The organism is Paraburkholderia sp. MM6662-R1, assembly GCF_050436245.1.
Taxonomy (GTDB): domain Bacteria; phylum Pseudomonadota; class Gammaproteobacteria; order Burkholderiales; family Burkholderiaceae; genus Paraburkholderia; species Paraburkholderia tuberum.
Genome location: NZ_JBNDLV010000004.1, coordinates 1,832,310 through 1,844,918 on the forward strand (window position 1 = coordinate 1,832,310; position 12,609 = coordinate 1,844,918).

The following is a 12,609-nucleotide window of genomic DNA, read 5'->3' on the forward strand; positions in this document are numbered from 1 at the left end:
ATGCAGAACGCGAGTTTCGCGACGAACCGGGTCAAGCTGAATTTCGTTCGCACGCTGACCCTGCGGCAGTTGCAGATTTTCGTCGTCGCGAGCCGCTATACGAGTTTCGCGCGCGCGGCCGAGGAGCTGCATCTGACGCAGCCGGCGGTGTCGATGCAGATTCATCAGCTCGAAGAGGCGGTCGGCCTGCGGCTGTTCGAGCGCATCGCGCGCAAGCTCACGCTGACCGAAGCGGGCGAGGTGCTGACCCATCACGCGAGCCGCATTCTCGGCGAAATCAAGGACACCGAAGACGCGATGATGTCGCTGAAGCAGGCCGACAGCGGCTCGATCAACGTGGGCATCGTCAGTTCGGCGACCTACTTCGCGCCGAAACTGCTGGCGATGTACTCGCATCTATACCCGAAAGTCGACGTGCACTTCTCGGTCGGCAATCGCGACGCGTTGCTGCGTCTGTTGCAGGACAACGCGATCGATCTCGCGATCATGGGCCGCCCGCCGCCCGAACTCGATACGACGGCCGAGCCGCTCGCGAGTCATCCTCAGGTGGTGATCGCGCCGCTCGATCATCCGCTGTGCGGCGCGCGCCGCTTCGATCTGCAGGAGTTGCGCCGCGACACCTTCCTGCTGCGCGAGCCGGGCTCGGGTACGCGCATGGCCGCCGAGGCGATGTTCCGGCAGCATCTGTTCACACCCGCGAAAACCATCACGCTCGGCAGCAACGAAACGATCAAGCAGGCGGTGATGGCGGGCATGGGCGTGAGTCTGATCTCGCTGCATACGTTGCAGCTGGAGTTGCGCACCGGCGAGATCGCGCTGCTCGACGTGAACGGCACGCCGATCGAACGCGCGTGGCAGGTCGTGCATCTGCGCACGAAGCAGCTTTCGCCGACCAGCATGATGTTCCGGCAGTTTCTGCTCGAGCATGCGGCTGTGCATCTGGAGCAGGAATATGCGCAGTTTGCCGGGGTGTTTGCGAAACCGCCGGTCGGCGCGCAGCGGTAGCGTCATGCGCTCGTCGGCTTGCTGGTGAACGACGCGTCCCAGCCAGCGTCGATGGCACAGTCTGTACCCGGCTGTCGTGACAGGCTGCCAACTTTTCGCATTCGATTTAACTCCTGGGTCCCGTGCGCACGATCGGCATAAACCATGCTTGAACGGAAGGCTGGCGAGCGCTTGAAGCGCGTCGACGTTCGAGCGTCGTGCAAATAAACGCCAGCCACCACGGAAGGGGATCGCAGCGATGGTTTCCGGCGAGCAGCTTCAGGACTGGCGTTCTCACGCCCAGCGGATCGAAAACGAAGTCGCGAGAGTCGTCGTCGGTCAGCAGCAAACGCTGAGACTCATCAACGTCGCGTTGTTCGCACGCGGCCACGTGCTGCTCGAAGGCGGCGTCGGGGTCGGCAAGACGACCGTGTTGCGGGCGTTCGCGCGCGTGGTCGGCGGCGATTTCGAGCGCGTCGAAGGGACGATCGATCTGATGCCGGGCGACCTCGTCTATCACACCTATGTCGATGCCGACGGCAAGCCGCGCATCGAACCGGGCCCGCTGCTGCGCCACGGCGAGCAACTGACCACCTTCTTCTTCAACGAGATCAATCGCGCGCGTCCACAGGTGCAATCGCTGCTGTTGCGCGCGATGGCCGAACGTTCCGTGTGGGCGTTCGACCGCGAGCACCGCTTTCCGCACATGACCGTATACGCCGACCGCAACAAGGTCGAGAAGGAAGAGACCTTCGAGCTCGCGTCGGCGGCGCGCGACCGCTTCCTGTTCGAGCTGAACATGCCGACGCCGACCGACGAGGACGCGCGGCGCAGCCTCGTCTTCGACACGAGGTTCCATGACGTCGACGGCCTGCTCGCGCAACTGACACCGTCGATCGTGCCGTGGGAGCAGTTGAACCGGATCGGCGCGGCGATCCAGCAGGGCGTGCAGGCGAGCGAGACGATCGAGCGCTACGTGCACGACATCTGGCAGGCGACGGAAACGCCGGCGCGCTTCGGCATCGCGCTCGACGGCGTCGACATGGAGCAGCTGATTCTCGCGGGCGCAAGTCCGCGCGGCATGAGCGCGCTGCTGCGGGCCGCGCGCGTGGTCGCGTGGCTCGCGGGACGCACGCATCTGCTTCCGGAGGATATTCACGAAGTGCTGCTGCCGGCGCTGGGGCATCGCGTGTTCTTCACGCCGATCTACGAGCTGCGCCGCCAGGAGCTGGCCGAGGCGCTGATCGCGCGGATCGTCGCGAACGTCGCCGTGCCTCGCTGACCGCCGGCGCGCGCACCCACGATGAACGACACCGCGGAATTCCACTACCGTCTGCCGATGCGCGCGGCCGGCGCGCGGCCCGGCTCGCATCCGGGCTCGAGCTTCGGCTCGGGTCAGCAGTTCGCGATGCACGGCCGGTTGTTCGACTACCCGGACCCGCGCCGGCTCGATCTGCGCGCGAGCTTGCGCGCGGCGCGCGACGAGTGGCTCGTGCGCGTGCATTTGCAGCGCGTCGCGGTGCCGGTGTTCGTGATCGTCGACGTATCGGCGTCGATGCGGTTCGGCAGCCGCAAAACGAAGCTGGAGGTCGCCGCCGATTTCGTCGAAGCGCTCGGCCATAGCGCGTTCCGGGTCGGCGACCGGCTCGGCATGCTGGCCTTCGATGGCGGCGAACGCGACGATCTGTTCATGCCGGCGCGCACGGGGCGGGGCACGGGCTCGCTGCTCGCGAGCATGCTGCGCGAACGCGCCGGTGAAACGGCTGATCGTCAGGCGAATGGTCAGGCAGAACGTCAGGCCGGAGGTCAGGCCGGACCCGCGGCCGTCGAAGGATTGCGGCGTTGCGCGATCCGTATCGCTGGACGCCAGGCGCTCGTGTTCGTCGTGTCCGATTTCCACTGGCCGCTCGCGCGACTGTCGTCGGTACTCGACATGCTGGTGCATGCGTGCGTGGTGCCGATGGTCGTGTGGGACGCGGCCGAGATCACGCCGCCGCAGCACGCCTCGCTGCTGGCCGTCAACGATGCGGAGTCCGGCGAGGAGCGTCGCGTGTGGCTTTCCCGCGATGTGCGCGAGCGCTGGCGTGAAGGCGTCGCGCGCCGTCGCGACGAACTCGCCGCGGGGTTCGGCGCGCGCGGCATCCGGCCGTTCTATGTCGAAGGCGCGTTCGATCCGGAAGCGATGTCGCGCTACTTTCTGGAGATGACGGTATGAGCGCGCGCGGTGTGCGCGGTGGCGTCGCTCGTCGGGCGGCGCTGCATATGCTGATCGCGTCGCTTTGCGGCGCCGCGAGCGCGACGGCCAGCGCCGCCGTGGCGACCGCGCTCGTTCAGGAGCCGCGCGCGTTCGGCTATGTGCTCGGCGATGTGCTGACGCAGCGCGTGCTGCTGGAGGCCAACGATCGGGACATCGGCGCGGTCACGCCGCCTTCGGTCGGACGCACGGGCGTGTGGCTCGAACGCCGGCCCGTGACGCTCGAAACCGATGCCAACGGCCGCAAGTGGATGGTGATCGCGTATCAGGTCGTCAACGCGCCGCAGACGCTCACGCAGATCACCTTGCCCGCGTTGACGTTGACGTCGGCGGCGGGCACGCAATTGCAGGTCGCCGAATGGCCGGCGAGCATCGGACCGTTGACGCCGCAAACCGCGTTCGCCGCAGGGGATTTGCAGCCGCTGCGGCCCGATCGTCAGGCACCCATGCTGGGCACGGCCGGCTGGCGTCGGCAGATCGCGTGGGCGCTCGGCCTGCTGCTCGCGACCCTGCTCGCGTGGGCGAGCTGGTGGTGGGCGCGCAACCGACGCGAGGCGGCACGGCTGCCGTTCGCGCGTGCATGGCGGCAGATGCAGCGGCTGCCGGAGGCGCCCGCTGCTTCATCGAACGATGCGTGGGTCTGCCTGCATCGCGCACTGAACGAAACCGCCGGCCAGGTCGTGCATGCGGCTTCGCTATCCGCGTTGCTCGCGCGCGCGCCCTATCTGCAACCGCTGCGCGCGCAGCTCGAACGTTTCTATCTGGCGTCGTCCGAGCGCTTTTTCACACCGGTGCCGAAGGCCGTCGGGAATCCCGGTGAGCTGTCGTTGCACGCGCTGTGCCGTGCGTTGTATCGGGCGGAGAGGCGCCATCAGCGATGACCATGAGCCTCGATTTCGCCCTGCCGTGGATGCTGGTGCTGCTGCCGCTCGCCGCGCTGCCGCTGCTGCGGCGACGCAGCGACACGCTGGTGTTTTCGAGCGTCGCGTGGCTGCCCGCCGACGATCTCGGGCGCGCGGCCGGCTGGCTCGTACGCGGCGGCGCGGCACTGGCGATCGCCGCGATCGTCGTCGGGCTGGCGGGGCCGGGGCGCTCGCAGTTGCAGGTGCTGCGCACCGGCAGCGGCGCGCAGATCCTGATCCTGATGGACCGCAGCGCGAGCATGGACGAGCCGATGGGCAGCAAGGGCGTCGAGGCGCCGCGCGGCGACTCCAAGAACCACGTGGCGCGCGCCGCGTTGACGCGCTTCGTCGAGCAGCGGCCCAACGACCGGCTCGCGTTCATGATGTTCGGCACCAACCCCGTGCTGGCGATGCCGTTCACGTACAACCATCGCGCGATCGAGGCCGCTGTCGCGGCGACGGCGATTGGCCGTGGCATGCCGGACACCGAGCTCGATCGCGGCATGCTCGCGGCGATCGCGCAGTTCGACGGGGCGCCTGTCGTCGGGCCGCCGCGCGATCGTGCTCGTCTCCGATGGCGGCGCGATGCTCGACGAAACGATGCAACGGCGCATCGAGGCGGGACTGCGACGCAACCTGATCGCCCTGTACTTCATCTACTTGCGCAGCAGCGTCTTCAGTCCCGATCTGAACGCGACGCAGCCCGTCAGCGGAACCTCGGCCGAAGCGCAGCTGCATCGCTTCTTTCTGACGCTCAGGACACCGTATAGGCTGTTTCAGGCCGAAGACCCGAAGGCGATGATGGCGGCGATCGCCGAGATCAACCGGCAGCAGAACGCGACGACGACGTTCGTCGAGCATCTGCCTCGCCAGGACCTGAGTCTGTACTGTTTCGCGCTCGCGCTGTTCTGTTCGGCGCTGCTGGTGCTGCTGCACCAGTTGCAGGTCAGGAGCTGGGCATGAAGCGCACGCTGATCCATACGCTGTTCGGCACCGTGGCGATCTGTTGCGCCGCGTGGGCCGCGTCTGGCTTCGTTCGTCTGCAGCACGCGGAGCGCGTCGATCAGGCCATTCTCGCGACGAACGCCGCTTGGCGCGACCAGCCTGCCGGCGACGACGCGCGCGAGGTCCAACTGGCCCGCGCGATAGCGCTGTCGAAAGCGGGCGCGTATGACGCGGCGGCGCGGCTCTATAACGGTCTGATCCCCGAGGGCAGCCCGCCTGACGAAGTCGGCCGCGCGGCGCTGTTCGATCTCGGCAACCTGTACCTGCGCGAAGGCAGCGGCGACACGGCGCAGACGGTCAGGTCTCTCGCGATGATCGGTGAGGCCAAGGCGCGCTACCGGCTCGCGCTGCGCGCGGCGCCCGACGATTGGGACGCGCGCTACAACCTCGAGCGCGCGCTGTGGCTTGCGCCGGAAACGCCGTCCGCGCTCGCCGGGCCCGATGTGAAAGAGCAGCACGACGTCAAGCTGCGTGACCCGCAGAGCCAGGACTTGCCATGAGCGGCGTCTCGCGCGAGCGCGGCTTCGCCAGATGGCGTCACGCGTTGACGCCGCTCGCGCTCGTCGCATTGATCGCGGCGGTTGCGATGCCGGACGTCACTTTGCCGCGCAACACGTTTAACTACATCGTGACGTTCGATATCACGCAGAGCATGGACGTCGAGGACGTGGTGCTCGACGGCGCTCCGGTCAGCCGGCTCAAATTCGCGCGGGCCGCGATGCGCGACGCGCTCGGGCGCTTGCCGTGCGGCTCGAAGGTCGGCTGGAGCGTGTTCACGGGGCAGCGGGTGTTGCTGCTGATGGCGCCGGTCGAAGTCTGTGGCAACTACGACGCGCTGCTGGTGTCGCTCGATGGCATCGACGGGCGCATGCGCTGGACCAACTGGAGCCGCATTGCCGAGGGCGGTGTGTATTCGGCCGTGCGGGTCGCGCAGGAGGTCGGCGGCGGCGCGGCGATCGCGTTCGTCACCGATGGTCAGGAGGCGCCGCCGGTATCGGCGGCGCGCCCGCTGATGGAGGGCATCAATGCCGCGCGAATCAGGGGCTGGCTGATCGGCGTCGGCGGCGACCAGCCCGCGGCCATTCCGAAGACCGACGCCGACGGTAACCGGATCGGCTACTGGCAGGCCGACGACGTGATCCAGCTGCCGCCGACGCCAGGCTCCGGTGTCGAGGCGCAAACGCACGAGGAGTTGTCCGAATTGCGCGGCGAGTACCTTGCGTCGGTGGCGGGGCAGACTGGCCTCGACTACCGGCGCCTGCTGAACGTGACGTCGTTCGGCGATGCGCTGCTCGATGCGCGCTTCGCTCGCCGCGAACCGGTGCCGACCGATCTGCGCTGGTGTCCAGCGCTGCTCGCGTTGCTGCTGCTCGTCGCGCGCTTCATGCCGGATGCCGTTCTCGCATGGCCGCGCGCCTGGCGAAAGCGCATTCGAACGATCGTTTTGCAGATCGCGCCGGCATTCAATGGCCGGCCGACACGAGTCGACTGACTCACGCGAGCGCGAACGTTGACGCTGCAACGGTTGAAGGTGCGGGTACCCAATCGAGCAGCGTAGTCGCTTGCGAAACCTCGCAAGAGTTGCCGGGTTCGACCGACTCACGAAGCTTGCGCCAGAAGCTCTTGCCGGTCTTCGAGGCCGGAGAGCGTTGCCAGGAATCATTCTCAATCGGTCCACTTCGACGTCGACTCCAGCGCTGAGTCGCGAAGGCGCATGCGCTCGCCACACACGCGAGATACCTCACTTTGACCTACCAGTACGCCAATGACTGACTACAATGTCTGAGTGCAAGCGACGCTGCAAGGCGCTCGGTTCGACGGGAGCGCCGTGTCATGTGACATTTCAATTCCTTCACTGGAGGCATGCGATGACGTGCCAAAACGAGAGGATTGTCGGAGCGGTACTCGTCTTGATGAGCGGCTACGCGTTTGCGGGCGGCCCCTTCGGCGATGTGCCGCAAGCGATGATGGTCGCCAACATCGTCGCGTCGCCCGTCGAGGTCGTGCCGCCGATTCCCGAGCCTCGGCACTACTTCGAGCAGCAGCGCTATGCGATGGAGTATCACGGGGATCAGGGCAAGCCGTTCTTCGCGCAAATGGAGAATTACTATAGTGTGGACGTGACGCGCGATGTCCAGCTCGGCACTGCGAAGGCATTGGTGTCGTCCGGACCGGAGTTCGCGCCGGTGTCCGAACCGGGCGCAAAACCTGCCGCGCAAAATGCTTCGAATCCTCTGCAGCTGGGTCCATCTACCGCGCCGCAATTGTCCATCGTTCAGATGAACAGTTCAGTGTTGTCGATAGGCGCGTCACCGCAGCGACGCTTGTCCTTGACGATCGACGACTGGGTGTTCTCCGGCACCGCGCGCGTCGCGGTTCTGCATTCTCACGATACGGGCGCGACGCTGATCGTCAAACGTCGCTACTGAGTGATGTCGGACGGCCGCGCATTTCACGTCGACGAGTCACGTCGACGAAAAGCGCTCGCGATACACCTGCGGCGCCACGCGCAGCTGACGCACGAAGCTGCAGCGCATCGTTTCCTCGCTGCCGAATCCACACCGCGCCGCGATTCGTTTGATCGACCAGGATGTCTCGCTTAGCAAGCGCTGTGCCGCTTCGATGCGCAACTGCTCGACCGCGCGGGCCGGCGTGCGGCCCGTTTGCGCCTTGTAGTGGCGCATGAAGCTGCGCTCGCTCATATGAAGCCTTCGCGCGAGCGCGGGGACCGACAGGTCGGATGCGAGATGCGACGTCATCCATGCATGCAATTCGCCGAAACGGTCGTCGGCATGTTGCAGCGACAGCGTCGCGCTGAACTGCGACTGACCCCCCGGCCGCTTCAGAAACACGACGAGCTCGCGCGCGACATCGAGCGCCAACGCGCGCCCGTGATCTTCTTCGAGCATGGCCAGCGCGAGGTCGATGCCGGCGGTGACGCCCGCCGATGTCCAGATAGCCCCGTCGCGAATAAAGATTGGATCGGCTTCGACGCGCAGTTGCGGATACGCCTGCGCGAGTTCGTCGCAGCGCCCCCAATGCGTGGCGACGCGGCGGCCGTCGAGCAGTCCCGCCTCGGCGAGCAGGAACGCGCCCGAGCAGACCGAGGCAACGCGTCTGCAATGCGGCGCATGGCGCTGCGTCCAGCGGATCAGACGCTGATCGGCCGATGCCTGACGAATCCCCCAGCCGCCCGGAACGATCAGCGTATCGACCGGCGCTTTCACCGAGCGCAGCGAACCGGCGAGTACCGCAAGTCCCGACGACGACGTGACGGGCCCGGCTTCGGCTGCCACGACGCGGGGTGAGTAGAGTTCGTCGAGCCCACGCTGCGCGACGAGTTCATTGGCGGACGCAAATACCTGCAGCGGACCGCTGACGTCGAGCAGTTGCATGTTGGGGAAGGCGAGCAGCACGATGGAGGGGGGAGCGCTGGACATATCGTGTGTAACAGGGGCTGTAAGAGAGAGAGCGCGCGCGTGGCAGAAAAACTGGGGTTAATGGCAGTCTTGCCAAAGCCTACGCGCATAGAATCAGTCCGTCCACCTGGAAGAAGCGGCGGATCACGTGTTTCGATTTCTCCCTGAATAAGGTATCCCTATGAACCTGCAAATCGGTTTTCTGGTGTTTCCGAAAGTACAGCAACTCGATCTGACTGGCCCGCACGACGTACTTGCATCGTTGCCGGGCGCCACGATGCATCTGATCTGGAAGACACGGGAGCCCGTGGTGTCGAGTAACGGGCTCGTGCTGACGCCGAGCACGACCTACGAAAGCTGCCCGCCGCTCGACGTGATCTGTGTGCCAGGCGGAAGCGGCGTGACCGACCTGTTGCAAGACGAGCAAACGATCGACTTCGTTTGCCGACAGGCCGCCAGCGCGCGCTACGTGACGTCGGTCTGCACCGGCGCGTTGCTGCTTGGCGCGGCCGGCTTGCTGCGCGGGCGGCGCGCGACGACTCACTGGGCGTTTCACTCGCTGCTTGCACCGCTCGGCGCGATACCGACGCATGCGCGTGTGGTCCGCGATGGCAATCTGATTACCGGCGGCGGCGTGACAGCGGGCATCGATTTCGGGTTGACCGTCGCGGCCGAACTGGCGGGAGCAGAAGAGGCGCAGGCGATCCAGCTCGAACTCGAATACGCGCCAGCCCCGCCGTTCGACGCGGGCGATCCGGCGTTGGCGCCGCAAGCGGTGGTGGAACTGGTCCGGCGACGGTCGGCGGAAGGCCTGGCGGCGCGGCGCCGGGTGGTGATGGAGATCGCGGAGAGAAGCTAAGTCTTGCATGCGGATACGGGCATTCCATTAAACTGTGTGGCTTTACCCGTTTCCGCCAGTCGGATCGATGCGATGAAGTACGGCGAATTTTCCCCGGGGCACTCCCCATGCGCGTAGGCAAGCCCGTCAAGGCACTGCCGCAGCCGTCATGCGACTACTGCGGCAACCGTGCGTTGCTCGCGCGTTACGGCGACGAGTCCTACCCCTATCGCAGCGATCAAGGGCCGCTGTGGATCTGCACCGCATGTCAGGCGTGGATCGGCGTTTATTCGCGCAGCAAACACAACCTGCCGCTCGGCCGCCTCGCCGACGCAACGTTGCGCGAGTCGAAGAGCAAGCTGCACGATGCGCTCGAACCGCTCGTTGCCGGGAAGGTGCGCCGCGATGGTGTCAACGCGTTCGAAGCCCGCGCGAAAGCGATCCGGTGGGTCGCGACCGAGCTTGGCTTCGATCCGGTTCCGGCGAGCATTCACGCGTTCACGCCCGAGCAGTGCGAACAGGCGCTGCGTTATGTCGAGGCCTTTGTCGAGGCTCGGCGTGCGAGATAGCGTGATATCCCCAAGCGACTAGCATCCTTTCATTCCTCCAATACCACGCCGCCATACCTCCTTCCCCGCGCCTCTTCACCCCCACCAGATTGGCAGTTCTCGTGCGATGCGGCCCGGCAGTCGGACCGCACCTGCGTTCGGGTGCATATTTCCGGTTGCGTCCGTCGCTATCGTGAACTACAAATCTAAAGTTACGCTGGCTCGATTTTTGGCGGGCCGGGCTTCCGTTCAGAACCGTTCGAACGACAGGGAGAGTGCCATCATGAGAATGCGCCCCGATCCTACCTTTCATGCATCGCCGAAGCTCGCGATGGATGCGCCGGCGGAAGAATACGCGTACACGGTGCTGCTAAGTCCGGACTCCTCGCGGCCCGACGCGCTCGCCGTGATCGACGTGAAGCCCGGTTCGCCGACTTATAGCCAGGTGGTCCACACGGTGCCGGTGCCGAACAAGGGCGACGAATTCCATCACTTCGGCTGGAACGCGTGTTCGTCCGCGTTGTCGCCGTTGACGGGCCACGCGTTTCTGGAACGTCGCTATCTGATCATTCCGGGCATGCGCTCGTCGCGCATCTATATCGTCGATACGAAGCCGCATCCGACCCAGGCGAAGATTCACAAGATCATCGAGCCGGAGGAAATTTTCCGCAAGACCGGCTATTCGCGTCCGCACACCGTGCATTGCGGACCGGAGGGCATCTACGTGAGCACGCTCGGCGGTGGTGGCAAGGACGGCACCGACGGGCCGCCCGGAATCTTCATCATGGACTGCCAAACATTCGAGGTGCTGGGCCGCTGGGAAATCGAGCGCGGCGCGCAGGAAAAGCATTACGACTTCTGGTGGAATCTGCCGCGCGACTACATGGTGTCGACCGAATGGGCGCTGCCGCCGCAATTCGAAAACGGCATCGTGCCCGAAGACCTGCTCGCGAACAAATACGGCCACCGCGTGCACTGCTGGGATCTGCGCGCGAGGCGCAACGTGCAGACGCTCGATCTCGGCGCGAATCATCAGATGGCGCTCGAAGTGCGGCCCGCGCACGACCCGAGCCGCGAGTACGGCTTTATCGGCGTCGTGGTCGATACGACGAATCTGGAAGGGTCGATCTGGACCTGGTGGCGCGAAGGCGGCCACTTCCACATCGAAAAGACCGCGACCATTCCACCGGAGCCCGCGCATGCCGACGAGTTGCCGCCGCTGCTGCAAGGTTTCGGCGCGGTGCCGCCGCTCGTCACCGACATCGATCTTTCGATCGACGATAAATTCCTCTACGTCTCCTGCTGGGGCACCGGCGAGATGCGCCAGTACGACGTGAGCGAACCGCGCAAGCCGAAATTGACGGGCTCGGTGCGCATTGGTGGAATTGAACATTGCGCGCCGCATCCGAACGGCAAGGCTTTCGCCGGCGGTCCGCAGATGGTCGAGATCAGTCGCGACGGCAAGCGCATCTACTGGACCAACTCGCTCTATTCGACGTGGGACGACCAGTTCTACCCGGATGGGGTGCCCGGCGTGCAAGTGATGGCGCATGCCGAGCCCAATGGCGGTCTCGAGCTCGCCGAAGATTACTTCGTCGAGTTTCCCGCCGGCTATCGCGCGCACCAGATTCGCCTCGAAGGCGGCGACTGCTCGACCGATTCGTTCTGCTATCCCTCGGTGGGCGTTTGAGCGGCGCGGTGTCGCCGCAAGCGGCACTGTGGCTGGCCGTCCTCGCGAGCGGTGTGTATCACGGACTCAATCCGGCGATGGGGTGGCCGCTCGCGGTGTCGAACGCGCTGATGCAGCGGCGCTCGCAAGCGCTGGTCGTAGCGCTTCTTTATCTCGCGGCGGGGCACGCGCTCGCCATATTGCTGATGATGCTGCCGTTCGCGATGCTGGCCAGCGTGCTCGCGTGGCAGCGTCAGATGCAGATCGGCGCGAGCGTGCTGGTGATCGGCTTCGGTCTGGTGTTGCTGATGCGCCGGCGCCATCCGCGCGTACTGGCGAGAATTCCGCCGTCGCGGCTCGCGCTCTGGTCGTTCGCGGTGGCGATCGCGCACGGCGCCGGCTTGATGCTGGTGCCGATCTACCTCGGTCTGTGCCGCGCAGACGCAATGGACAGCGCGCACCAAGCCGCCCAAACGCTGATCGAAACGAGTCTGCGCATGGCGCTGTCGGTCTCCGCGGTGCATGCGGCCGCGATGACGATGGCCGGCGGCGTGCTCGCATGGCTCGTTTATCGCTACCTCGGGCTCAGGTTCGTGTCGCGCAGCTGGTTCAATCTCGATGCGGTATGGGCGTCGAGTCTGATTCTGGTGGGCGGCGTGTCGCTGGCGTTGAACGCGGTGGCAGCGGGCGTTTCCGGTTGATTTCGACGCGGCCGATCCGGCCGATGAGGCTCCCGGGCACAGCATATGCTGCGTAGCTTCGGTGCAGGGACGCCATTCCGTGCGGGTCCTGATTTTTCCTCTCGTCATCTACACCCGGAGAAGATCATGCCGCTGAAGAAAGGGACATCGAAAGAGACCGTGTCGCACAACATCAAGACCGAGTCGAAGCATGGCAAGCCGCACAAGCAGGCTGTCGCGATCGCGTTGAATCAGGCGCGCAAGTCGGGCGCGAAGATTCCGAAGAAGAGTGAGAAATAAGCTGCTTCAG

At 65.6% G+C, this 12,609-nt stretch carries 13 protein-coding genes and 1 pseudogene; 13 read left to right on the forward strand and 1 reads right to left on the reverse strand.

Features of this window, described 5'->3' with window-relative positions; genetic code table 11:
• From OKW39_RS38310 to OKW39_RS38345, 8 genes and pseudogenes are all read left to right on the forward strand, one after another.
• A complete protein-coding gene (locus OKW39_RS38310) occupies positions 1 to 1,005 on the forward strand; it encodes a LysR family transcriptional regulator (protein WP_090809103.1) in 1,005 nt (334 codons plus the stop codon).
• A gap of 238 nt (positions 1,006 to 1,243) precedes the next feature.
• Positions 1,244 to 2,266 (forward strand): AAA family ATPase, encoded by a 1,023-nt coding sequence (locus OKW39_RS38315; protein ID WP_018424618.1) that lies wholly within the window; start codon positions 1,244 to 1,246, stop codon positions 2,264 to 2,266.
• Positions 2,267 to 2,287: 21 nt separating this feature from the next.
• Complete coding sequence (locus OKW39_RS38320; RefSeq protein WP_429365073.1) at positions 2,288 to 3,199, forward strand: DUF58 domain-containing protein; 912 nt, start codon at positions 2,288 to 2,290, stop codon at positions 3,197 to 3,199.
• Complete coding sequence (locus OKW39_RS38325; RefSeq protein ID WP_429565015.1) at positions 3,196 to 4,119, forward strand: calcium incorporation protein MxaA; 924 nt, start codon at positions 3,196 to 3,198, stop codon at positions 4,117 to 4,119. Before OKW39_RS38320 ends, OKW39_RS38325 begins: the two co-directional genes overlap by 4 nt.
• Positions 4,116 to 5,103: pseudogene (locus tag OKW39_RS38330) on the forward strand (vWA domain-containing protein). Before OKW39_RS38325 ends, OKW39_RS38330 begins: the two are co-directional and overlap by 4 nt.
• A complete protein-coding gene (locus OKW39_RS38335) occupies positions 5,100 to 5,645 on the forward strand; it encodes a tetratricopeptide repeat protein (RefSeq protein WP_429565016.1) in 546 nt (181 codons plus the stop codon). The pseudogene OKW39_RS38330 and the gene OKW39_RS38335 overlap by 4 nt, the downstream one beginning before the upstream one ends.
• Positions 5,642 to 6,637: an MxaL protein gene (locus OKW39_RS38340; RefSeq protein ID WP_429565017.1), complete on the forward strand. Its 996-nt coding sequence runs from the start codon at positions 5,642 to 5,644 to the stop codon at positions 6,635 to 6,637. Before OKW39_RS38335 ends, OKW39_RS38340 begins: the two co-directional genes overlap by 4 nt.
• 376 nt (positions 6,638 to 7,013) lie before the next feature.
• Entirely contained in the window at positions 7,014 to 7,574 is a 561-nt protein-coding gene (locus tag OKW39_RS38345; protein ID WP_090809118.1) for a hypothetical protein, read from the forward strand.
• A gap of 36 nt (positions 7,575 to 7,610) precedes the next feature.
• On the opposite strand, the gene OKW39_RS38350 is transcribed toward OKW39_RS38345, so the two are convergent.
• A complete protein-coding gene (locus tag OKW39_RS38350; RefSeq protein ID WP_429565018.1) occupies positions 7,611 to 8,585 on the reverse strand; it encodes a GlxA family transcriptional regulator in 975 nt (324 codons plus the stop codon).
• Between the two features lie 160 nt (positions 8,586 to 8,745).
• On the opposite strand from OKW39_RS38350, the gene OKW39_RS38355 reads away from it, so the two are divergent.
• The 5 genes from OKW39_RS38355 to OKW39_RS38375 all read left to right on the forward strand — a co-directional run bounded on the left by OKW39_RS38355 (position 8,746) and on the right by OKW39_RS38375 (position 12,599).
• Positions 8,746 to 9,423, forward strand: coding sequence for a DJ-1/PfpI family protein (locus OKW39_RS38355; RefSeq protein ID WP_429565019.1), 678 nt, complete (start codon positions 8,746 to 8,748; stop codon positions 9,421 to 9,423).
• A 107-nt stretch (positions 9,424 to 9,530) separates the two neighbouring features.
• Complete coding sequence (locus OKW39_RS38360; RefSeq protein WP_018424627.1) at positions 9,531 to 9,971, forward strand: zinc-finger-containing protein; 441 nt, start codon at positions 9,531 to 9,533, stop codon at positions 9,969 to 9,971.
• 262 nt (positions 9,972 to 10,233) lie between these two features.
• Positions 10,234 to 11,640: a selenium-binding protein SBP56-related protein gene (locus OKW39_RS38365; protein ID WP_429565020.1), complete on the forward strand. Its 1,407-nt coding sequence runs from the start codon at positions 10,234 to 10,236 to the stop codon at positions 11,638 to 11,640.
• Positions 11,641 to 11,648: 8 nt separating this feature from the next.
• Positions 11,649 to 12,320 carry a hypothetical protein gene (locus OKW39_RS38370; protein WP_316251716.1) on the forward strand — a complete coding sequence of 224 codons (672 nt, stop codon included), beginning with the start codon at positions 11,649 to 11,651 and terminating at the stop codon, positions 12,318 to 12,320.
• 126 nt (positions 12,321 to 12,446) lie between these two features.
• Positions 12,447 to 12,599 (forward strand): DUF6496 domain-containing protein, encoded by a 153-nt coding sequence (locus OKW39_RS38375; protein ID WP_018437257.1) that lies wholly within the window; start codon positions 12,447 to 12,449, stop codon positions 12,597 to 12,599.
• Positions 12,600 to 12,609 lie beyond the last annotated feature (10 nt).